The sequence below is a fragment of the Actinomadura gamaensis genome, from assembly GCF_042652125.1.
Classification (GTDB): Bacteria; Actinomycetota; Actinomycetes; order Streptosporangiales; family Streptosporangiaceae; genus Spirillospora; species Spirillospora gamaensis.
Genome location: NZ_JBHSIT010000002.1, coordinates 615,689 through 635,230 on the forward strand (window position 1 = coordinate 615,689; position 19,542 = coordinate 635,230).

Genomic DNA, 19,542 nt, shown 5'->3' on the forward strand with positions numbered 1-19,542 from the left:
TGCCCTACATCTTCTTCTCGTCCCCCCGGTCACCGAGGTCGGGGACGGCGGGATGTCTCCGAGCTCGCGCAGCCCTTCGCTGAAACCCGAACGGGAAGGGGACGCCTGACAGTCGGGCACGGCCCGGCAGTGCCGGCACCACGCTCGCTGAAGCGCAACACCCGCTTAGGGATCTTCGAGATCGGTGGCCTATGGACGTTGGTTCACGGCCCCCCGAGTTCTGCGCCCTACCCCTCCTCCGCGCGGCCAGACCCGTGCAGGGCGAGGCATGGCAGCTGAGTGAATGATAAGGGTCATTCTCATTCTCACGAGATGGAGCGCAGGCTAGCGTTCCGCTTAAGTGAAAACTAGTTTCGAGAATCGCGAAACGTTTGGTTCACGACGGAGTGGTGGTGCGCCAACCAGCGGTGGTCGGCGGGCTACAACCGCCCCAGGTGCCTGCGGCCTGGGGTGGCCAGGGTGCTGGTGGAGGCTTTCGCGACACCGCGGCTATGGGGCGACGGCGTTGAGCAGGTCGGCGACACCTTGAAAGCGCTGCCGGTGGCGTACCACTTGATGTGGCGAAAGCTGCTGCTTGCTGACCGGTCGTCGCCGTTGGGACACCGCACCGCGGTTCCCACAGCGGAAGATGCTCGGCCTGCGTTGTCGCGGCTGGCCGGGGACGGTGAGCGCGATGCTCGAGCGTCCGAACGTGCTGCGAGTGAACGGGCCGACATCGCAGGCCACGGGCGAGGGCTCTCTGGAAGCGGGCGTGCTCGTGGTCGCGATCTTCACCGGGCCGGTCCGGGTTGTCGCCGGGACGGCGTTGACCGTGTGCGGGTTCGCCGGCGCCCAAGCGGTACTGGTGGGCCTCGTGCCAAACCTGGTCGCCGCGGACGAACGCGACACCGCACAGGGCATGCTCAACTTCATGAACTCTCTGGGTGGCGGATCGGTCCGGTCGCTGTCGCGGGTCTGTCCGGCATCGTGCCGGTGCCGGTGGCCCTCGCCGTGCTCGCGGCGCTGCACCTGTCAGGACTCGTCCTCAGCCTGACCCGGCGCCCTACCGCCGGCCGCCGCCCCGGACCCGGTGGCACGTGGGGGAGCCCGCATGGCGGTCCGCCTGCATCTGATCCGATAGAGCCTCGACCAGTAAGGAGCCTTGCCATGTCCGCCGAGCCGTTCAAGGTCAGCATCACCGAAGCCGAGATCGCGGACCTGCGTGAACGATTGCGGCGGACACGGTGGCCCGAGCGCGAGCCGGTGGACGACTGGTCACAGGGCTTGCCGCTGGCGTACGCGCAGGAGCTGTGCCGCAGCTGGGCCGAGGACTACGACTTCGGGTTCGCCGACCGGCTGAACGTGTTCCCGCAGTACCGCGACACGATCGACGGGCTGGGCATCCACTTCCTGCACGTCCGCTCGCCGGAGCCGGACGCGTTCCCGCTCGTGCTCACGCACGGGTGGCCGGGTTCGGTGCTCGAGTTCCTGGAAGTCCTCGGCCCCCTGACCGACCCGCGCGCGCACGGCGGTGACCCCGCGGACGCGTTCCACGTGGTCGCGCCGTCGCTGCCCGGGTACGGCTGGAGTGACAAGCCGTCGACGACCGGGTGGGGCGTCACTCGCATCGCGCGTGCTTGGGACACGTTGATGGTCTCGCTGGGTTACGACCGGTACGGCGCGCAGGGCGGTGACTGGGGTTCGGCGGTGTCCGGGAAGCTGGGGGAGGTGGCGCCCGAGCGGGTCGTCGGCGTGCACCTGAACCTGGGATCGGTGGCGGCGGGCACGTTCGACGACCCGACGCCCGCGGAGCTGGCGAATCTCGAGGCCGAGAAGGAGATGCAGCGCACCGGCCGGGGGTACTCGGCGATCCAGGCGACGCGGCCGCAGACGCTCGGCTACGGCCTCACCGACTCCCCGGCGGGGCAGGCCGCCTGGATCGCCGAGAAGTTCTGGGCGTGGACGGACAACGACGGCCATCCCGAGGACGCGTTGTCGCGGCAGACGATCCTCGACGAGATCTCGGTCTATTGGTTCACCGCGTCGGCCACGTCGTCGGCGCGCCTGTACTGGGAGAGCTTCGCCAACTTCCGGGACAAGGTGACCGCGCCGTCCGGGCTGTCGGTCTACCCGCGCGACATAGCCCGTCCGTCGAGACGGGAGGCGGAGCTGCGGTTCACCGACCTGCGCTGGTTCGAGGAGCTGCCGCATGGTGGCCACTTCGCCGCGCTGGAGCAGCCCGAGTCGCTGGTCAAGCAGGTGCGCGGGTTCTTCCGCCTGGTCCGCTGATCACCTCGTCCTCCAGGCCCCAGCCCCGGTCATCGCCCGCAGGCACGGCCACACCGGCCAACAGACCATCCGATCACCGGGCGTTACCGGGGCTGGAGGCCGAGCTCGCGGGATGAGCTCCGCCAGGGCGGCGAAGGCTTGGGAGGCCGGCCGGCCGCGGACGCAAGGCGCGGTCCTCGTCCTCGGGAGTCGAGAGTGCGGGCGTTCAGGTGCCCGGCGTGCTCTGGCGTACCGCCGTGATAGCCGCCATGACCAGTTCTTCCAGAGGCTTGGCGCCCTCGTTCCGGGTCCATTCCTGACCGGCGATGTCCAGGCAGGTGAGCGCGCAGGCGACGATCGCGTTGGCGCGCAGGTCGTGGTCGTCGCCGGGTGCTGCGCCCAGGCGGCGACGGATCTCGGGAGTGAGCAGTGTCTGCCAGTGCAAGTGCTTCTCGATGCTGCGGGCGCGCAGTGACGGTGTCCCGTAGAGCATCTTGGAGATCTTCAGCGTGGTCGCCTCGTCCCGGGCGGGGCGAGGGGTGTCGCGCAGCGCGTTGAGCAGGGCGGTCCAGGCGTCCTCGTCGTCGGGCCGGGCCTGCAGCCGTTCACGGATCTGTTCACCCTGGGCGGCCAGGTCGCCCAGCACGATGTCCTCCTTGGTGCCGAAGTAGCGGAAGAAGGAGCGGCGGGAGATGCCGGCCGCGGCGGCGATGTCGTCGATGGTCGTCGCCTCGAAGCCGCGCTCCAGGAACAACTCCATCGCGACGCGGGCGACTTCGGCGCGGACGGCCTGGCGGGTGCGCGCCCACAGCCTGGGCTCTCGGGGATCCGGCATCCCCACATCCTAAACCCAAGTGACTGTTTGACACTCAGTGCCAGGCAGGCCTACGGTGCCACTACTTCCCGCATCTCACCGCTCGGAGGAGCCATGACACCGGTCGACTACCGCGGCCAGACCACGCTCATCACCGGCGCCAGCTCGGGCCTCGGAGCCGAGTTCGCCCGCAGGCTCGCCGCCCGCGGCTCGGACGTCGTGCTCGCGGCCCGGCGCCTGGACCGGCTGCAGAGCCTCGCCGGCGAGCTCGCGACGGCGCACGGCGTCACCGCCACCCCGATCGCCGTGGACCTGGCCGTGCCCGGCGCCGCGGCCGAACTCGACGCCGCGCTGACCGCACAGGGCATCGCGGTGACCAGCCTGGTGAACAACGCCGGGTTCGCCACCAACATCGCGTTCCACCGGACCGACCCGCAGCGGCTGGCCGCCGAGATCGCCGTCAACGTCACCAGCCTGACCGAGCTCAGCCGCGTGTTCATCGAACGGCTGCGGGCCCGCCCCGGCGGCGTGCTCGTCAACGTCGCCAGCATGGCCGCCTACCAGGCCACCCCGACCATGGCCGTCTACGGGGCGGCCAAGGCATTCGTGCTGAGCTTCACCGAGGCGCTGTGGTACGAGTCGCGCGGCAGCGGGCTGCGCGTCATGGCGCTGTCGCCCGGCGCGACCGAAACCGAGTTCTTCGACGTCGCCGGGGCCGCGGCCGACGGCGGCACCGGACGGATGCGCCCGGAGCAGGTCGTTGAGATCGCCCTGCGGGCTCTGGACCGGCGCAACCCGCCCCCCAGCGTGATCACCGGCAGGCGGAACCGGCTGATGGCGCACGCAGGACGGCTGGCCGGCCGCCGACGGATGACCATGACCATCGGCTCCATGATGGAGCGCACCGCAGCGGGACACTGAAGACGCCGCCCCGCACCCGCCGCAGGAGACATGCCTTTGATGACCCGCGACTCAGTCCTCAGCGTAGTTACCTGTCGGTAGAGTCCCGGGACACCTCCCCGGGAAGCTCGGGGCCGCCGGTATCCGCGGTCCCGGCAAGAAGGACGGCGAGCACCCGGTCCCGCTGCGCGGCGCCGGCGCGGAGGTCCAGGCAGTTCTCTGTCATCCCCGCCGCCGCGGCGGCGAGGAAGGGCACGTCCGTCCACGACAGGTCCGGACGCACGGCGCCGGCCCGCTGCGCCCGTTCGGTCGCCCGGCGGATGAGATCGCGCAACCGTTCGCGCGCCTCGTCGGCCTCGGGACTTCCGCCCTGCGCGGCCAGTGCGTCCGACAGCCCCTTGTTCTCCACCTGGGACGATGTGAACGCCCGCAGCAGCTCGGCGAATCCCCGGCCCGGATCGGGATTTTCGAGTGCCGCCCGCGCCTTGTCCTCGAGTTCGCCGATGACTTCCAGCAAGATCGTCTCGAGCAGCGCCTGGCGCGACGGGAAGCGCCGGTAGAACGTCCCCGGTCCGACACCGGCCCGCTTGACGATCTCGTTGGTCGACACCTCGAGCCCGACTTCCGCGACGGCCTCCCGCGCCGCCGCGACCAGCGCCGCCTCGCTTCGCCGGGCGTCCGCCCGCAGCTTCCCCATGCCCTCGATGCTAGACGGAGAACCCTTCTCCGTCTAGCATCGAGGGCATGGGAAGACGAATCTGGCTGATCACTGGCGCGTCCGGTGGCCTCGGCACGGCGCTGGCGCGAGCGGTCTCGGCGACCGGGGACGAAGTGGTCGCCATCAGCCGGAAATCCGTGGACATCACCGATCCCGCGCAGGTTCGGCGGGCCGTCAGCGAGGCCGTCGCCGCCTTCGGCCGGATCGACGTCGTGGTGAACAACGCCGGCTATGCGGCACCCGGCGCCTTCGAGGAGCTCTCCGACTCGGAGATGCGCGAACAGTTCGAGGTCAACTTCTTCGCGGCAGCCGACGTCGTGCGTGCGACGCTGCCGTATCTGCGGGCCGCTCGCTCGGGCCACATCGTGCAGATCAGCTCGCTCGCAGGCCAGATCGGCGCCCCCGGCATGAGCGCGTACACGGCGAGCAAACACGCGCTCGAGGGGTTGTCGGTGTCACTCGCCGAGGAACTGGCCCCGTTCGGCATCCGCGTGAGCATCGTCGAACCGGGCTCCATCAGCACGGGCTTTCGCCAAAGCTGGGCAGGACGCGAGCGCCCAGGGGCGATCGCCGATTACGACGACCTCGCCGTCCGGCTGGACCGCTTGGGACGCGACGCTCGTTTGCCGACCGAGCCGGAGGAGGTGGCGGCCGCGATCATCGCGTTGACCGACTTGCCTGAACCGCCATTGCGGCTCGTCGTCGGCGAGGACGCCGCGGCCGGAATCCGCGCCGCTCGTACCCGCCAGCTGGCAGATTTGGAGACCCGATGGATCGCCTGACCGGAAAGACCGCGTTGATTACGGGCGGCAGCGAGGGGATCGGCCTTGCCATCGCCACGGCGTTCGCTCGGGAAGGGGCGAACCTCGTGCTTCTCGCCCGTGACAAACGGAAGCTCGACGCCCTGACTTTGACGAACACGCGCACCGTTGCCGTCGACCTCAACGACGAGGATGCACTCGTCGCCGCCGTCGAATCCTTGGACGTCGACGTGCTCGTGAACAACGTCGGCCTCTCGCACATGCCGCCGCTGGCCGAACTCACCAAGGCCCAGTTCGATGCGATGGTGCACCTCAACCTGCGCGTGCCGGTCCTGCTGACCCAACTGCTGTGCGATCGGCTGACCGCGGTCGTGAACATCTCCAGCTACTGGGCGGACAAGATGGTCGCGGGCCGCCCGTCCTCGGTCTATTCGGCCACCCGCGGCGCGCTCAACTCGCTCACCAAAGCGCTGGCCAACGAGCTCGGCCCGCGCGTACGGGTCAACGCCATCGCACCCGGCTCCATCCACACTCCGACATTCGAACGCGTGTATTTGGGGCAGATGACCGCGGACCAGCGCGCGGATTACGAGCACTACGTCCACAGCGCCTATCCGGCACAGCGGATCGGCGAACCCGGGGACGTGGCCGAAGCCGCCGTTTATCTCGCCTCGGACGACGCCCGCTGGGTGACCGGCACAGTGCTGCAGGTCGACGGCGGATTGACGGTGAGATAGTACTCAGCCCATCGCCGGCATCAGAACGAAAAGGCACGCCGACGTCAGCCCGGACGCTCACCTAACGCGACGGGCGCGGAGGCCGACCAAGGGGTGAGGTCGAGTTCCGGATAGCGCAAGGCCATGCCGGCGAGCGTCTGCGGCGTCCAGTAGGGATGTCCTGGCGGCGCGCGAGAGCAGGTGCGGCGGTCCGAGTTCTTCGGGGACGTCGGTCAGGAACACGAACATCTCCACCTGCGAACAGCCTGGCGTGGCACTGGGGACCAGCAGGATGTGGTTGAGGTAGTCCCGGTGCAGGTCCTGGTCGTAGTCGCAGGCGCCGGTGTACTTCGCCCAGGCCTCGGCCGCATAGAGATGGACGTCGCCGTCGTCCAGCAGCGCTTGGGCGAGCGCCAGGAGGCGGGGATGCACCGCCAGCAGACTGATCTCGGTGCTGGCGAACGGGAAGGTGTCGATCCCGGCGAACTCGTCGCCGATGAAACGTCCGCGACGCGGGTCGGTGCCGTCATGAAAGCCCTCGGCAGAGGGGAACAGCAGGCCCAGCTCGCTCACCGCCACCGTGCGAGCGGGAAGGCGCTCATGATCAGGACGAATCCCGGGACCGCGTCCGGCAGGGTGACCGGCGACCTGGACGCGGCCACTCCGGTGGGCGAGGTCGCGGACGGCCACCGGCGACACGACATCCCTTTTGTCGCTTATATCCCGCGGACATGATTTTCCGACAAAGATCGCGAGAAAACATTTTCAAATAACACTTCGCCATCATTGACCCGACATTTCTACTGACGTAGAAATGCATCACCAGAAGTCGAGGCAATCACAGGAAAGAGCATCATGCACGCGCGCTACTTCGCTTCGCCACGCCGGTCGCCGTCTGTGCCGCGCCCGCCACCGCGGCTGACCACGCCAGCGGCACCTTCTACAACACCGACCCCCAGCTGCCCGCTCTCGGCAACCCCGTCTCGCAAGGCAGGCCCATCACCTTCGTCTTCGCGTCAATTCGCTTCATCACGTCCTGCCCCCTTACCGGGCCGCTCGTCTCCGCCCGGCCGCCACCGGGCACCGAGATCAAAGGAGATCAATTCCATGCGCATCCGCACCCCCCGTCTTATCCGCGGTCGGCTCTCCCCACGCGCCGCCGCCGGAGCCCTGACCCTCCTGGCCGGGGGCCTGACCGCCGCCGGGCTGGCGACGGCGGGACCCGCATCCGCCGCGCCGGTGGACATCGACTGCCCCGTGGGCACGATCACCTCGACGTTCAGCCCGCCGCTGACGAACACCACTCGTCCGGTGACCACCAGCATCTCCGAGCACTTCGACTGCACCTCGGTGCTCGGCGACATCAGCAGCGGCACCCGCACCAGCAGTCACACCACGAACACCAGTTGCCTGCTGGCGGCACAACCGCCCACCACCCCCGAAGTCAACACCTACACGTGGAACACCGGTCAGACCAGCACGATGACCTACGTCTCCGACACGGCCGTGCGGGCCGCCGACGGCACGGTCACCGTCACCAAGGTCGGCTCGGTGACCAGCGGCCTGGGCGCCGGGGAGGCGGCCACGGCGGTCATCGAGCAGCCCTCCCTCAGCCTCACCGCCTGCGCGACCACGGGCGTCTCCTCGCAGACCGGCACCTCCACCCTGGAGATCGCCCCGGCCTGATTCCCCCCCTCTCGGGTTCCGCCGCCGCCCGCACCCCGACCCGGTGCACCACCTGGCCGGGGTGCGGGCCTGACCGCGCCCCCTCGCCCGACCCGGCGCTCACCTCACGAGAGCAGGGAGACCGAGACGATGGCGCCGTCGTTGCTCGTCGGAGGCGCCGCCGCCGATCCGTCGCGACGCCTGCGGGCGCAGGCGGGAGACGGCCGTCCGGATCCGTTGAGCGGGCTCTCCGTCCCGGCGTGCGGGCGTTTCGGTCGCGCGGTGCGGCCGTTTCGGTTCCGGGGTGCGGGCGGTTTCGGTCCCGGCCCGACGCAGGTCATGAGCCGGGACGCGCGCGAACGCCGTTGGTGCCGGGCTGACCGACCGCACCGATCACCGCGTCCGCGCGATCCGTCCGCCCGTCTGCAGCCGGATCGGACGTAAGGGCCGATGGTCTCGCCGGGTAGCCCGGGTGCAGCGATGCGCCAGGGCTACCCGGCGAGCGGAGCACCGTGGGGGAGTCCCGCGTCGTCCACGAAGTGTGGGCGTCGGTGCTGACCGGTTCTCAGATTGCGGTGAAGCCGCCGTCGGCGGCGACCACGGCACCGGTGACGAAGCTGGCGCGCGGTGAGGCGAGGAAGCAGAGCACCTCGGCGATCTCCTCGGGCTGGGCCACCCGCCCGAGCGGCTGGGCATCGGCGAAGGAGGCCAGGTAGGCGCGACTGTCGGGGCGGAAGGTGTCGAGGAAGTCGGTCTCGATGACGCCTGCGGCCACGAGGTTGGCGCGGATGCCCAGCGGGCCGCCCTCGACGGCGAGGACCTTGGTGAGCTGGGCCAAGGCGCCCTTGGACGCGGCGTAGGCGACGCCGTCGGGCATGCCGACGGTGCAGACGTAGGAGCCGGTGCTCACGATGGCGCCGCCGCCGCGCTCCCGCATCACGCGGAACGCTTCGCGGGCGAAGAAGAATGAGCCACGTGCGTTGACCGCCATCAGCGCGTCCCAGTCCTGCGCCGTCGTGTCCGTGACCGGCTTGTTCAAAGTGCGGCCCGCGTTGTTGACCAGGATGTCCAGAGCGCCGAACAGCTCGACGGCCTCCCGTACGGCCCGCTCGGCCACCGCCTCGTCTGTGACGTCCCCGATCGAAGGATGCACGCCGGGGAACTCCGCAGGCAGCTCCGCCACCTCCTGGCGCTGATCGAGGGCGACGATCCGGGCGCCGCGCCGGTGCAGCAGCCGGACGGTCTCCCTGCCCACGCCGCGCGCGGCCCCTGTGACGAGGGCCACCTTTCCGGCGAATTCGGTGGACTCTGCGGTCTCGGTGGACGCATGCGCGGATGTCATCATCCTTTTCCTTCCTGCCTCGGCGTCGGCCAGGCGCCGCAGGCGCAATCGGCCGGTTCGCGCGACGACTCGCCGGCGGCCCTGTCCGTTCGGTGTTCGACCGCTCAGTGAGCGGTGAGCCCGCCGTCGATCACGAACTCCGCGCCGGTGACGAAGGACGAGTCGTCGCAGGCGAGGAAGAGGTAGGCGGGTGCGATCTCCTCGGCGCGCCCGGCCCGGCGCATCGGGGTGCGCTGGATGTCCGGCTGCTGGTCGCCCTGCTCGTCCAGGAGTTCCTGGATCATCGGCGTGGCGACGACGCCGGGGTGCACGGAGTTGACCCGCACGCCCTGGCGCGCGTACTCGACCGCGGCGGTCTTGCTCAGCAGCCGCACCGCGCCCTTGGACGCCTGGTAGGCCGCGGCCGAGCCGCTGCCGACGAGCCCGAGCACCGACGAGGTGTTGATCACCGAGGCGTTGCCGCTCGCGCGCAGGAGCGGCAACGCGGCCTTCATGCCGAGCCAGGTGCCTTTCTGGTTGACGTCGATGACCCGGTCCCAGGCCTCCTCCGCCGTGCCCTCGATGCCCGGCCAGTCCACGATGCCGGCCAGGTTCACCAGCACGTTCAGCGTGCCGAAGCGCTCGCGCACGGCGCCGATCGCCTCCTCCCAGTCCCGCGCTGAGGAAACGTCGAGGCGGACGGCGGCGACGTCCGCGCCGAGGGCCTCGACCCTGGCTGCCAGCTCCCGTAGGGGCCTCTCGGCGACATCGGTGAGCATCAGCCGTGCGCCCTCGCGGGCGAAGAGTTCGGCGGTCGCCGCGCCGATGCCGCCGGTCGCGCCGGTGATCAGCGCGACCTTGCCGGCGAGTCGTTGTCCTCCCATGGGAACTCCTTCGGATCTCTCGTTGATGTGGTCTGTGCGGTCAGGTCGTGCCTCGTTGGGGGCGCCGGTGACGGGGCGAGTTGATCCGGTGGTCCCGGTCATGACGGCCGCTCCTGCCGGTACAGCACGAGGTGCTCGTGGTAGAGCACGCCGTCCCGCACGTCGCCGGTGGCGGTGAAGCCCAGGTCGTCGTGGTAGTCGAGGTGGGTGCCCGTGACGGTGTAGCGGCCGGTGTAGGCGCGTTTGCGACCGTCGCGTTCCTCCTCATAGCGGCCGTTGGCGAGCAGTTCCTGGCGGATTCGTCCGTCGGCGGTGACCCACATGCCGACGTACGGGTGAGGGGCGCGAGTGGCGTTCAAGGGCTTCCTCGGTGGGTGAGAGTTCGGTGGCGGATGCGGTGCTCCAACGAGTCTGCGCAGGTCAATGGGCGTCTACCAGGACGTCTGCTGCCTGGGTGCGGCACACCCGGGCAGCACGTCCTGCGCCCGCATAACCTGGCCGCATGGACGGCAACCACCTGGGAGAGTTCCTGCGCGCGCGCCGCGCTCGCCTGCGGCCGGAGGACGTCGGCATGGCGAGCTACGGGACCCGCAGAGTCGCCGGATTGCGCCGTGAGGAAGTCGCCGTCCTGGCCGGTGTGAACGCCGATTACTACACCCGCCTGGAACAAGGCCGCGAGCGCAACCCCTCAGGTCAGGTGCTCGACGCCCTCGGCCGCGCGCTGCGTCTCGACGCCGACGCCCGGGCGCACCTGTTCCGGCTGGCCGGGACCGTCCCTGACGACCGGCCCTTCAGGCAGGCCGCCGAGCAGGTCAGCCCGGCGCTACGCCAGTTGATGGACGGCTACCCTCACACTCCGGCGTTCGTCATGAACCGGACCCTGGACATCCTGGCCACCAACGCCCTGGCCGACGCCCTCTACCGCCCCTTCGATCCGGCGGACAACCTGGCCCGCATGACCTTCCTCGACCCCGCCGGCCGGCGCTTCTACACCGACTGGGACCGCGCGGCCCAGGCCACCGTCGCCAACCTGCGCCAGGCGGCCGGTTTCGACCCGGACGACCCGCGCCTGGCCGAGCTCGTCCGCGACCTCACCGAGCGGAGCGCCGACTTCGCCCGCCTCTGGAACGCGCACGCCGTACGGGGCAAGACCCGGGACGCCAAGCGACTCCTGCACCCGGACGTCGGCCCGCTTACGCTCAGCTACCAGGCCTTCGACGTACGCGACGCCCCCGGCCAACAGCTCGTGATCTACCACGCCGAGCCGGGCGGCGACAGCGCCCAGGCCCTCAGTCTCCTCGGCTCCGTCCACGCCACCCGACGCCAGAGCGAACCACGCAGGTAAGTGCCGGCTCATGCCGGTCGGCGTTCACCGATAGATGGGGAAGGACGCGGTGGTCGCGGGGGGGCTGGCAGCTCGGGCTCCGCGTGCGCGGCGAAGTGCCCGCCCCAGGCAGTGATCAACCCTTCTGGCCGACCGACTGGGGCTCAGGTTCGCCTCGAATCCCGCCGCCGTCGCCAGCGTTTGCAGAAATAGCCGACCGAACGGGTCGTTCCAGTCGTAGACCGAGGCGCCCAGCCCGAGGAGCTGCTCAGTCTGGACGACGACGTCCTGCTCCTCGGTGGAGCAGCGGCTCGCGGTCAGTCGTTCTCGGTGAACGCCTTGATCAGGCCCTCGGCCGCGTTGTCGCCGTCGAGCTCGTGGAGTTCCGCGCCGATGGAGCCGAACTCGACGCTGCGGGGGAACATGGCCGTCTCGTATTCGGTGAGGGCGGCTTCGACGTCGTCGGGGTGCGCGGCGAGCGCCTTGCCGAGTTCGGCGCCGTCGTACATGGCCATGTTGGCGCCTTCGCCGTTGGGGGCCAGGAGGTGGGCGGCGTCGCCGAGCAGGGTCACCCCGGGCACCCGGTCCCACTTGTGTCCGAGCGGCAGAGCGAAGATGGGACGCAGGATCGGGGGGACGTCACCGTCGGTGATCAGCGCGGTCAGTTCCGGTGCCCAGCCGTCGAACTCCTGCGCGATCCGGGCCGCCGCGGCGGGGCCGTCGGTGAAATCGATGGCGGCGAACCATTCCTGCGGCTCGCTGAGCACCACGTAGGTGTGGATGGTCTCGCCCTTTTCACGATGGGCCTGGATCCCCTTGCCGCCCGCCGCGGGGGCCGCCATGGAACCTCCGCCGACCGCTTCCGCGGCGGCACGGTGCCGAGTCTCGACATCGAACAGGTAGGTCTCGATGTAGGACATGCCGACGTATTCGGGCGTGGCGTCGGACAGCAGCGGCCGGACGCGCGACCAGGCGCCGTCCGCGCCGACCAGCAGGCTGGTGCCGACCGTGCTGCCGTCGGCGAAGGTCACCTCATGGCGGCCCTGCCCGAGGGAGCGGACGCTGGTGACCTTGTGGCCCCATCGGACGGTGCCGGCCGGGAGCGAGTCGAGCAGGATCTGGCGCAGCTCACCGCGCTGCACCTCGGGGCGTCCACCCGCGCCGTCGTCGGTCTTGTCGAGCAGGACGGCCCCGTCCGGGGCGAGAATCCGCATGGCCTGGCGGCCTTGGAGGACGATGCCGCGGAACTCCTCCATCAGTCCGGCCGCCTCGATGGCGAGCTGCCCGTTGTAGTCGTGGATGTCGAGCATCCCTCCCTGCGTACGAGCGGTCGGGGACGCCTCGGCCTCATAGACCGTGACCGGAATGCCATGGACGTGCAGGACGCGGGCGAGCGTGAGCCCGCCGAGGCCGGCGCCGATGATCGTGACGTGGGTGTTCATGGAGACTCCTTGACTCGTCGGTTTTGGCGCGCGCCGGTGAGGGACGCCGGCGTGGCGAGGAGATGTCGTGGATGCGCGGGAGGCCGCTTCGTGGTCACGACCCGGCCGGTCGCGGCAGTTCCGCGGCGATCTTCGCCAGCAGGGAGTGCAGGGCGGCCTTCTCGTCCTGGTCCAGCGGGGCCAGGATCGTCTCCTCGATGGCGGTCATCGCGGCGTCGAAGCCGGCGATGAGCTCGCTTCCGGTCGGCGTCGCGTACACGCGTTTGCTGCGCTCGTCGCCGCGCTCGATGCGGCGCTCGACGAGGCCGCGCCGCTCCAGTCCACCCAGAAGGCTCGACACGCTCGCCGCGCTCGTGCGGCTCATCTGCGCGATGTCCCGCTGGATCGCGCCCGGGTTGCGAACCAGATAGACCAGCACGGAACTCTGCTCATGGCTGAGCTTCCGTTCCCGGATCCAGTCTTCGCCGGCCTTGCGCTGAGCCCAGACGATCCAGCGCATGAGCTCAAGGCTGCCGGTGGGTGTGCTCTCCAACGCGTCCATAGTTAGAACTCTAACAGTTAGAGCCTTAACTGTACAACGTCCGGCCGACGAAGATCCCCCGCTCCTGCTGCTGGGGAAGCTCCGTCGCGCCGTCGAGGGCGGGCTACGGGCGGCACGGCAGCGGGGGTGGGGCCGGTGCCGCTGGTGTGGCTGCCGCGGGGCAGCCGGGTCGTGGCCGAGCTGCCGCCGCAAGGGCCAAAACGCGCACCCGCGACCCCACCACGCCAGCAGCCGCACCAGCGAAAACTAAGACGGCGGCTCTTCGGTGAAGATCCCACTGGGACTCGGTCAGTCGATGCCTTCGATAATGCGGAAGTCGCGCTCGTAACCGACAGGGAGGGCCGCCAGCGCCTTCTGGTATGCCTCGCTCTCGTATGCCGCGACGGCCTGTTCAAAGCTGTCGAATTCGATCAGGACGACGCGTTCCGTGATTCCGGCCTCATGAGCGACGACTCGACTGCCCCGGGACAGGACGCGCCCGCCCCCGGCCTGGACGGCCGGACGGGCCAACTCGTTGTAGGGCGTCAGCCTCTCAACGTCGGAAATGGCGGGGTAGACACTGACCCAATAGCCCTTGGCCATGGAAACCTCCTGTGTTCGGCGGACGCGTCCGACTTCGAATTGACGTCCAGATCGATCGATCCCGGTGATGGGTACGGCGGCCGACTGAATCGTCATATGCGCAGGTTAGGGCTTGATGTGCGGGCGAGGGAAAGACCGGTACGAGATAGAGTCAAAACGGATCGTTCTCAATCGGCAGGGAGGGCGCGTGGCGCCGGATACGGTGAGCCTGCGGTACTTCCTGGTGCTGGCACAGGAGTTGAACTTCACCCGCGCGGCCGCACGGATCGGTATCGCACAGCCCGCCCTCAGCGCCCGGATGCGCCGCTTGGAGGCGGAACTCGGTACGCCCCTGCTGGTCCGCAACACGCGTAGCGTCGTCTTGACCGCGGCCGGCGCGGCTCTGGCGGAGTCCGCGCCGTCCGCGCTGGCGGCGCTGGACCGGGCATGGGACACCGCCCGGAGCGCGGCGGCCGGTGAACTGGGCACCCTGCGCATCGGATACAGCCTCAGCGCCGGGTCCGAGACGGCACCGGCCCTGGTGGACAGGCTGATCCGCGACAACAGCGGACTCCAGGTCAACGCGGTCCCGATGGCGACACCGGAGATCTCCCCTGCGGTCGCCGACGGCCGCATCGACGCCGGGATCACCCGCGGTGAACAGCCGGGCCGTGACGTCCGCCGGTTCCTGCTGCGGCGCGCGCGCATCGGTGTCCAGCTGGCGCAGCACCATCCGCTGGCCGAACACCCGGAGATCGAGATCGCCGACGCGGCCGCGTATCCGCTGCGGCTCCCGGACCGTGCGGCCAATCCCGTGATCCACGATCAGATGTCCGCGCTGTTCCGAGACGCCCGTCCACACCCTCGATTCCACACGTCCCCGGTCTCCTTCGACATGTCCCAGCGCGACCTGCGCGACGGCATCACCATCGCACCGGCCGGAGAAGCCGCGGCCACAGGGCAACCGGCGGATCTCACCTGGCGACCGCTGCGGGGCGCGCCCAGCCTGACGATCCACCTGGTCCTCCCACGCGAGCAGTCGCCGCTACACCGCCGCATCCGTGCCGTCGCCAGCACCTTGGCGCACGAGCTGCACTGGCTGCCGGACTGACGCGCTAGAGCTCAAGCGAAACGGACGTCCCGCGATGCGAACCCTGGTTCGACGCGGTTCGAATTCACCCCGACGGGTGAGGAGATCGCCTGGTCGGGGGAGTGGGCCCGGATGCTCCGGGGCCTTGGTCAGCCGGTTGACCAGGCGTGCTCCAGGGCGGTGCGGTTGTCGCGCAGGAGTTCGTCCAGGTCGGTGTCGTAGAGGGAGTCGGGCACGTTCTCGGAGAAGATCTCCAGGATGCACGGGCCGCGGTAGCCGGCGTCGTAGACGGCGTGCAGCAGCGTCCCGGTCGGGATCTGGCCGGTGCCCACGCTGCGGCGGTCGGCCCCGGAACGAGGTGTGCGCCAGTCGCTGACCTGGAGCAGGAAGATGCGGTCGCCGGCGGACGCGATGTCGTCGAGCAGATCGCCGTCCTGCCACAGGTTCCAGGTGTCCAGGCAGATGCCGACGTTGTCGCGGTCGATCTGGTCGACCAGGTGCAGGGCCTGCCGGAGGGTCCAAATCGCCGTTTCCTGGTTCAGCCTGATCGGGTTGAGCGGTTCGAGGCCGATGCGCACGTTGTGCGCGGCGGCCATGGCGGAGAGTTCGCGGTGGTCGATGACCGTCTGCCGCAGGGCCTCGGCCATGTCGCCGTCCGGGGCCGGACCGGTGTTGGTGACGAACACGGCCCCGGGCGCGTGCGGGGCGACCTGCTCCACGCAGCTGTTGAAGGAGGCGAGGCGTTCCTCGCGTCCTCGCGGGTGGGGCTGCCCCTCGCTGGGAACCATCGCGCGCACCGACGGCTGCACCGAGCTGATCGTGAGGCCCGCCCGCGCGACCTTCTCCACCTGCGCCGCGGCGCCCGCCGGGTCCAGCTTGTCCTGGCAGACCTCGATGACCGCGATCCCGGCGCCGGCGTAGTGCTCCACGTCCTCCTCGAAGGACCACGGCAGGGTGGTGTACTCGTTGATCCCGTACGGGAAGGGCAGCATGGACGGACGGCTCATGCCTCGCTCCGATCGTCGGCGTGGAATCCGGCCACGACGCGGTTGAACTTCTCCGGCTCGTCCAGGAAGAGCGCATGGCCGCTCCGCTCGAAGAACACCGTCCGCGCCGCGGGGACGCGGTCGCCGACCCAGGCGGGTCCGCGCCAGTCGAAGACCCGGTCCTTGCGGGCGACCAGGACGAGGACGGGCAGGTCGAAGGTGGGCAGGACGTCGCGCCAGTCGGCCCGGGTGTGCTCGGCCATGACCGCGTTCCGCACCCGCGGCGGGCATTTCGCCATCTCGGCGAGCAGTGCGTCCCGCTCGCCGGGGCCGGGTCCGGTCTCGGTGATCATTGACAGCTGCTGGCGGTCCTGGCCGCTCGGATCGGCGCTGACCTGGGCCTGGAGCGCGGCCAGCGCGGCGTCGTCGAAGCACGTCGAATGCGCGTACGTCCAGTCCACCGCGTAGTACTGGCGCGGCGTCTGCTCGACGAACACCGCCCGGTCCACCCGGTCGGTGCCGAACAGCTCCAGGTAGCTCCAGAGCACCGGGCAGCCGAGCGACCAGCCCAGGAGCGTGGCCTCGCGCAGGTCGAGGGCTTCCAGGAGGTCCCGCAGGTCCTTGGCGAGGCGGGCGATGCGATAGCCGTGGTCTGGTTTGTCCGAGTCGCCGTGGCCGCGCAGATCGACGGTGAGGACGCGGGCGTGCTCGGCGAGCGCGGCGGCGCTGCGTTCGAAGAACCGTCCGCTGAACGTCCAGCCGTGGACCATGACCAGCGGCCGTCCCGCGCCGGATTCCCGGTAGTGCAGCCGGATCCCGTCGCTCGTCCTGACGTGTCCCATCGTGTCCTCTTTCCGGGCGGCCCGGCGGGTCAGGCACCGGGTGCCGCGGTCGCGGGGACGTGGCCCAGTCCGCCGATCGCCTCGGCGGTGTAGCCGGCCTCGGTGAGCGGGGCGACGACGTCGCGGCGCAGGTCGGGCAGGTAGCCGAACAGGACGTCGGCCGGGCCGACGATCTCGACCTCGCCGAGCGCGGCGGGCAGCAGGAGCGTCTCGGCCCGTCCCAGGCGTTCTTCGAGACCGCCGACGCGCACCCGCACCGGCGCCCCGACGTTGGACAGGATCTGGGCGGTGGCGAAGGAGTGCCGGAGGGGTTCCGCCGTCCCGGCGTGCCAGCGTTCCAAGGCGAAGTAGGGGCTCGCGCACAGGAACGTCCGGCCCGTCCCGTCGCCGGTCGCGACGGGGAGGCCGGGGACGAAGCGGGGGCGCGGTTCCAGCTTCACCTCCCGCATGAACGCGGAGATGTTGGCGGCGAACTGCTCGTCGTCCACGGGGGAGCCGTCCTCCATCTGCCAGCGCATCGCGTGCTGCTGGATGTCGGAGGTCTGCTCGATCTCGTAGACCAGCGTCCGCGGGCCGAAACTGTGCGGCGTGCCGCCGGGCACGTAGATCGTCTCTCCGGCTCGCACCGGCAGGCGGCGCAGGACGCGGTCGAAGTCCTGCATCTCCAGCGCGGCGCGGAGTTCGTCCGCGGTCACGCCGCCCTTGACGCCGCACAAGGCCGTGGCGCCCGGCGCGGCGTCCAGGATGTGCCAGGCTTCGGTCTTGCCGTTGCGCTGGCCCTCCCACCGGCGGGCGGCCTCGTCGTCGGCGTGCAGGTGCACCGGCAGCGTGCCCGAGGCGTCGATGAACTTGGTCAGCACCGGGAAGAAGTCCCCGGACCAGCCCGCGCCCATCAGCTCCTCGGGATGGTCGGTGACCAGGCGGCGCAGCGGGCGGCCGGCCAGCGGGCCGTTGGTCACCGTCGCGCCGGAGCCGTCGACGTCGCTGCACTCCCAGGTCTCCGCGACGCACCAGTCCGGGATGCCGGTCTTGCCCAGGTGGCGGGCGATGGCGTGGCCGCCGAACACCAGGGGTCTCGCCGTGGCGGACAGCCGCAGCGGATACAGGCCCTTCGCGCCGCCGGTCACAGGATCGGCTGGCCGCCGGTGACCGCGATCCGGGCGCCGGAGACGTAGCTGGCCTCGTCCGAGGCGAGCATCACGTAGACCGGCGCCAGCTCGGCCGGCTGCCCCGGCCTCTTGAGCGGGACCTGCTGGCCGAAGCTCTTCACCTGTTCCCGCGGCATGGTCGACGGGATCAGCGGCGTCCAGATCGGGCCGGGCGCGACGCTGTTCGCGCGGATGCCCTTCCCGGCGAGCATCTGGGCCAGCGTGCCGACCATGTTGGCGATACCGGCCTTGGTCACGTTGTAGGGGAGCAGCGTCGGCGGCGGCGAGTCGGAGTTCACCGACGTGGACCCGATGATGGACGAGCCGGGCGGCATGTGCGGGACCGCGGCCTTGGTCAGGTGGAAGAAGGCGCTGATGTTGACCGCGAGCGTGCGGTCCCACTCCTCGTCGGGGATGTCCTCGATGTCGTCCCGCGTCATCTGGAACGCGGCGTTGTTGACCAGCACGTCCACCCGGCCGAACTCCTGCACGGCCCGGTCGATGACCGCTCGGCAGTGCGACGGATCGGACAGGTCGCCGGCCACCAGCACGCATTTGCGGCCGGCCTCCTCGACCCATCGCCGGGTCTCCGCCGCGTCATCGTGCTCGTCGAGGTACGAGACGAGGACGTCGGCGCCCTCCCGGGCGAAGGCGATCGCCACCGCGCGGCCGATGCCGCTGTCCGCGCCGGTGATGACCGCCGCCTTCCCGGCGAGCCGGCCGGAGCCGCGGTAGGACTCCTCGCCGTGGTCGGGCCGGGGATCCATCTCGCTGGTGACGCCGGGAGGCGTCTGCTGCTGGGACGGCAGGGACATCGTTCTCCTAGAGGCGGTGCTCGGTTCGGACACAGGTGATGGCTCGGTGCCGGTACCTGATGCCCGCCGCCGCGGAGGACGCAAACGGCGCCTAACGGGATTAGGGCGCCCATATAGCCCAACGTTTACCCGGGTCGAGCGGCGTTCGTCGACGCGGGCGAGATCTCAGCCGGACGGCCGGCTGGACAGCATCGAGGTCGCGCCGTGCAGGTCGTCCAGGGCGGCCAGCGCATGGTGCGCGAGCCCTTCCGCGCCGTCGCCCTCGCTTTCGGACCACCGGGCGTAGCCCCGCTTGAACGCGAGGACGCCCAGTTCGGCGGCGAGGTGGGCGACCGGGTCCGGAACGCCGCGATCGACGAGCGCGGTCGTCATCGCGGCCGCGAGACCGACGCTCTTGAGGGCGTCCCGCTCCTGGAGTTCGGCGCTGGCCGCGACGGCCGCCTTGATCCGGGGGCCGAGCTCCCGGTTGGCCGACCCCATGGCGCTGGAGGCGCGCTCCAGGCCGGCCGCGACCGCCTCCAGCGGGCTGGCGTCCGCGGGCGCGCCGGCGATGCCCTCGGCGAGCAGGCTGCTCAGCGTCTCCTGGCCGGCGACCAGGACCTCCCGCTTGTCGGTGAAGTGGCGGAAGAACGTGCTCCGCGTGACCCCGGCACGCGCCGCGATCTGCGCCACCGTCGTGGCGTCGTACCCCTGCTCGGTGAACAGATCGACGGCGGCCACCACCAGCCGCTGCCGTGCCCCCGGTTCCCATCGCGCCATGCCGCCAT

At 70.4% G+C, this 19,542-nt stretch carries 22 protein-coding genes; 8 read left to right on the forward strand and 14 right to left on the reverse strand.

The window, feature by feature from the left end; translation table 11 throughout:
* Window positions 1–673 precede the first annotated feature (673 nt).
* Window positions 674–1,033 (forward strand): hypothetical protein, encoded by a 360-nt coding sequence (locus ACFPCY_RS08635; RefSeq protein WP_378253119.1) that lies wholly within the window; start codon window positions 674–676, stop codon window positions 1,031–1,033.
* A 113-nt stretch (window positions 1,034–1,146) separates the two neighbouring features.
* The gene (locus ACFPCY_RS08640) at window positions 1,147–2,268 is read left to right on the forward strand and encodes an epoxide hydrolase family protein (protein WP_378253120.1); all 1,122 of its coding nucleotides are present in this window, start codon (window positions 1,147–1,149) and stop codon (window positions 2,266–2,268) included.
* A gap of 205 nt (window positions 2,269–2,473) precedes the next feature.
* On the opposite strand, the gene ACFPCY_RS08645 is transcribed toward ACFPCY_RS08640, so the two are convergent.
* The gene (locus ACFPCY_RS08645; protein WP_378253121.1) at window positions 2,474–3,082 is read right to left on the reverse strand and encodes a TetR family transcriptional regulator; all 609 of its coding nucleotides are present in this window, start codon (window positions 3,080–3,082) and stop codon (window positions 2,474–2,476) included.
* Window positions 3,083–3,175: 93 nt separating this feature from the next.
* Here ACFPCY_RS08645 and ACFPCY_RS08650 point away from each other — a divergent pair, with 93 nt between their 5' ends.
* Window positions 3,176–3,982 (forward strand): SDR family NAD(P)-dependent oxidoreductase, encoded by an 807-nt coding sequence (locus tag ACFPCY_RS08650; RefSeq protein WP_378253122.1) that lies wholly within the window; start codon window positions 3,176–3,178, stop codon window positions 3,980–3,982.
* A 67-nt stretch (window positions 3,983–4,049) separates the two neighbouring features.
* Here ACFPCY_RS08650 and ACFPCY_RS08655 read toward each other — a convergent pair whose 3' ends face one another.
* Complete coding sequence (locus ACFPCY_RS08655) at window positions 4,050–4,658, reverse strand: TetR/AcrR family transcriptional regulator (protein ID WP_378253123.1); 609 nt, start codon at window positions 4,656–4,658, stop codon at window positions 4,050–4,052.
* Between the two features lie 47 nt (window positions 4,659–4,705).
* Here ACFPCY_RS08655 and ACFPCY_RS08660 point away from each other — a divergent pair, with 47 nt between their 5' ends.
* Both ACFPCY_RS08660 and ACFPCY_RS08665 read left to right on the forward strand, forming a co-directional pair.
* Window positions 4,706–5,461: an SDR family NAD(P)-dependent oxidoreductase gene (locus ACFPCY_RS08660; RefSeq protein WP_378253124.1), complete on the forward strand. Its 756-nt coding sequence runs from the start codon at window positions 4,706–4,708 to the stop codon at window positions 5,459–5,461.
* Complete coding sequence (locus ACFPCY_RS08665) at window positions 5,449–6,177, forward strand: SDR family NAD(P)-dependent oxidoreductase (protein WP_378253125.1); 729 nt, start codon at window positions 5,449–5,451, stop codon at window positions 6,175–6,177. Before ACFPCY_RS08660 ends, ACFPCY_RS08665 begins: the two co-directional genes overlap by 13 nt.
* Window positions 6,178–6,234: 57 nt before the next feature.
* On the opposite strand, the gene ACFPCY_RS08670 is transcribed toward ACFPCY_RS08665, so the two are convergent.
* Window positions 6,235–6,729 carry a hypothetical protein gene (locus ACFPCY_RS08670; protein WP_378253126.1) on the reverse strand — a complete coding sequence of 165 codons (495 nt, stop codon included), beginning with the start codon at window positions 6,727–6,729 and terminating at the stop codon, window positions 6,235–6,237.
* Between the two features lie 534 nt (window positions 6,730–7,263).
* Between ACFPCY_RS08670 and ACFPCY_RS08675 the strand changes: the two genes are divergently transcribed.
* Window positions 7,264–7,842, forward strand: coding sequence for a hypothetical protein (locus tag ACFPCY_RS08675; RefSeq protein ID WP_378253127.1), 579 nt, complete (start codon window positions 7,264–7,266; stop codon window positions 7,840–7,842).
* Window positions 7,843–8,386: 544 nt separating this feature from the next.
* On the opposite strand, the gene ACFPCY_RS08680 is transcribed toward ACFPCY_RS08675, so the two are convergent.
* The 3 genes from ACFPCY_RS08680 to ACFPCY_RS08690 form a co-directional block, all read right to left on the reverse strand.
* Window positions 8,387–9,211 carry an SDR family NAD(P)-dependent oxidoreductase gene (locus tag ACFPCY_RS08680; RefSeq protein ID WP_378253128.1) on the reverse strand — a complete coding sequence of 275 codons (825 nt, stop codon included), beginning with the start codon at window positions 9,209–9,211 and terminating at the stop codon, window positions 8,387–8,389.
* A gap of 56 nt (window positions 9,212–9,267) precedes the next feature.
* Complete coding sequence (locus ACFPCY_RS08685; protein WP_378253129.1) at window positions 9,268–10,026, reverse strand: SDR family NAD(P)-dependent oxidoreductase; 759 nt, start codon at window positions 10,024–10,026, stop codon at window positions 9,268–9,270.
* A gap of 98 nt (window positions 10,027–10,124) precedes the next feature.
* Window positions 10,125–10,385 (reverse strand): Atu4866 domain-containing protein, encoded by a 261-nt coding sequence (locus ACFPCY_RS08690; RefSeq protein WP_378253130.1) that lies wholly within the window; start codon window positions 10,383–10,385, stop codon window positions 10,125–10,127.
* A gap of 143 nt (window positions 10,386–10,528) precedes the next feature.
* On the opposite strand from ACFPCY_RS08690, the gene ACFPCY_RS08695 reads away from it, so the two are divergent.
* Window positions 10,529–11,371: a helix-turn-helix transcriptional regulator gene (locus ACFPCY_RS08695; RefSeq protein WP_378253131.1), complete on the forward strand. Its 843-nt coding sequence runs from the start codon at window positions 10,529–10,531 to the stop codon at window positions 11,369–11,371.
* Window positions 11,372–11,667: 296 nt separating this feature from the next.
* On the opposite strand, the gene ACFPCY_RS08700 is transcribed toward ACFPCY_RS08695, so the two are convergent.
* The 3 genes from ACFPCY_RS08700 to ACFPCY_RS08710 form a co-directional block, all read right to left on the reverse strand.
* Window positions 11,668–12,792 (reverse strand): FAD-dependent oxidoreductase, encoded by a 1,125-nt coding sequence (locus tag ACFPCY_RS08700; RefSeq protein WP_378253132.1) that lies wholly within the window; start codon window positions 12,790–12,792, stop codon window positions 11,668–11,670.
* 94 nt (window positions 12,793–12,886) lie between these two features.
* Window positions 12,887–13,333, reverse strand: coding sequence for a MarR family winged helix-turn-helix transcriptional regulator (locus ACFPCY_RS08705; protein ID WP_378253133.1), 447 nt, complete (start codon window positions 13,331–13,333; stop codon window positions 12,887–12,889).
* Window positions 13,334–13,621: 288 nt separating this feature from the next.
* Window positions 13,622–14,011, reverse strand: coding sequence for a DUF1330 domain-containing protein (locus ACFPCY_RS08710; protein ID WP_378253134.1), 390 nt, complete (start codon window positions 14,009–14,011; stop codon window positions 13,622–13,624).
* A 91-nt stretch (window positions 14,012–14,102) separates the two neighbouring features.
* On the opposite strand from ACFPCY_RS08710, the gene ACFPCY_RS08715 reads away from it, so the two are divergent.
* A complete protein-coding gene (locus ACFPCY_RS08715; protein ID WP_378253135.1) occupies window positions 14,103–15,005 on the forward strand; it encodes a LysR family transcriptional regulator in 903 nt (300 codons plus the stop codon).
* 128 nt (window positions 15,006–15,133) lie between these two features.
* Here the strand turns inward: ACFPCY_RS08715 and ACFPCY_RS08720 are convergent, their stop codons facing one another.
* The 5 genes from ACFPCY_RS08720 to ACFPCY_RS08740 all read right to left on the reverse strand — a co-directional run bounded on the left by ACFPCY_RS08720 (window position 15,134) and on the right by ACFPCY_RS08740 (window position 19,534).
* Window positions 15,134–15,991, reverse strand: a complete 858-nt coding sequence (locus tag ACFPCY_RS08720) for a sugar phosphate isomerase/epimerase family protein (RefSeq protein WP_378253136.1) — start codon at window positions 15,989–15,991, stop codon at window positions 15,134–15,136.
* Window positions 15,988–16,812: an alpha/beta fold hydrolase gene (locus ACFPCY_RS08725; protein WP_378253137.1), complete on the reverse strand. Its 825-nt coding sequence runs from the start codon at window positions 16,810–16,812 to the stop codon at window positions 15,988–15,990. Before ACFPCY_RS08725 ends, ACFPCY_RS08720 begins: the two co-directional genes overlap by 4 nt.
* 29 nt (window positions 16,813–16,841) lie before the next feature.
* Window positions 16,842–17,939, reverse strand: coding sequence for a class I mannose-6-phosphate isomerase (locus tag ACFPCY_RS08730; RefSeq protein WP_378253138.1), 1,098 nt, complete (start codon window positions 17,937–17,939; stop codon window positions 16,842–16,844).
* On the reverse strand, window positions 17,936–18,775 hold the full coding sequence (locus ACFPCY_RS08735; protein WP_378253139.1) for an SDR family oxidoreductase: 840 nt from the start codon (window positions 18,773–18,775) through the stop codon (window positions 17,936–17,938). The genes ACFPCY_RS08730 and ACFPCY_RS08735 overlap by 4 nt, the downstream gene beginning before the upstream one ends.
* A 165-nt stretch (window positions 18,776–18,940) precedes the next feature.
* The gene (locus tag ACFPCY_RS08740; protein WP_378253140.1) at window positions 18,941–19,534 is read right to left on the reverse strand and encodes a TetR/AcrR family transcriptional regulator; all 594 of its coding nucleotides are present in this window, start codon (window positions 19,532–19,534) and stop codon (window positions 18,941–18,943) included.
* Between the last annotated feature and the right edge of the window lie 8 nt (window positions 19,535–19,542).

What these genes read in the sequence shown, in the direction of transcription:
- ACFPCY_RS08635 (WP_378253119.1), top strand. Translation starts at nt 674, where the DNA reads ATGCTCGAGCGTCCGAACGTGCTGCGAGTGAACGGGCCGACATCGCAG.
- ACFPCY_RS08640 (WP_378253120.1), top strand. Translation starts at nt 1,147, where the DNA reads ATGTCCGCCGAGCCGTTCAAGGTCAGCATCACCGAAGCCGAGATCGCG.
- ACFPCY_RS08645 (WP_378253121.1), bottom strand. Translation starts at nt 3,082, where the DNA reads ATGCCGGATCCCCGAGAGCCCAGGCTGTGGGCGCGCACCCGCCAGGCC.
- ACFPCY_RS08650 (WP_378253122.1), top strand. Translation starts at nt 3,176, where the DNA reads ATGACACCGGTCGACTACCGCGGCCAGACCACGCTCATCACCGGCGCC.
- ACFPCY_RS08655 (WP_378253123.1), bottom strand. Translation starts at nt 4,658, where the DNA reads ATGGGGAAGCTGCGGGCGGACGCCCGGCGAAGCGAGGCGGCGCTGGTC.
- ACFPCY_RS08660 (WP_378253124.1), top strand. Translation starts at nt 4,706, where the DNA reads ATGGGAAGACGAATCTGGCTGATCACTGGCGCGTCCGGTGGCCTCGGC.
- ACFPCY_RS08665 (WP_378253125.1), top strand. Translation starts at nt 5,449, where the DNA reads ATGGATCGCCTGACCGGAAAGACCGCGTTGATTACGGGCGGCAGCGAG.
- ACFPCY_RS08675 (WP_378253127.1), top strand. Translation starts at nt 7,264, where the DNA reads ATGCGCATCCGCACCCCCCGTCTTATCCGCGGTCGGCTCTCCCCACGC.
- ACFPCY_RS08685 (WP_378253129.1), bottom strand. Translation starts at nt 10,026, where the DNA reads ATGGGAGGACAACGACTCGCCGGCAAGGTCGCGCTGATCACCGGCGCG.
- ACFPCY_RS08695 (WP_378253131.1), top strand. Translation starts at nt 10,529, where the DNA reads ATGGACGGCAACCACCTGGGAGAGTTCCTGCGCGCGCGCCGCGCTCGC.
- ACFPCY_RS08700 (WP_378253132.1), bottom strand. Translation starts at nt 12,792, where the DNA reads ATGAACACCCACGTCACGATCATCGGCGCCGGCCTCGGCGGGCTCACG.
- ACFPCY_RS08705 (WP_378253133.1), bottom strand. Translation starts at nt 13,333, where the DNA reads ATGGACGCGTTGGAGAGCACACCCACCGGCAGCCTTGAGCTCATGCGC.
- ACFPCY_RS08710 (WP_378253134.1), bottom strand. Translation starts at nt 14,011, where the DNA reads ATGACGATTCAGTCGGCCGCCGTACCCATCACCGGGATCGATCGATCT.
- ACFPCY_RS08720 (WP_378253136.1), bottom strand. Translation starts at nt 15,991, where the DNA reads ATGAGCCGTCCGTCCATGCTGCCCTTCCCGTACGGGATCAACGAGTAC.
- ACFPCY_RS08725 (WP_378253137.1), bottom strand. Translation starts at nt 16,812, where the DNA reads ATGGGACACGTCAGGACGAGCGACGGGATCCGGCTGCACTACCGGGAA.
- ACFPCY_RS08735 (WP_378253139.1), bottom strand. Translation starts at nt 18,775, where the DNA reads ATGTCCCTGCCGTCCCAGCAGCAGACGCCTCCCGGCGTCACCAGCGAG.
- ACFPCY_RS08740 (WP_378253140.1), bottom strand. Translation starts at nt 19,534, where the DNA reads ATGGCGCGATGGGAACCGGGGGCACGGCAGCGGCTGGTGGTGGCCGCC.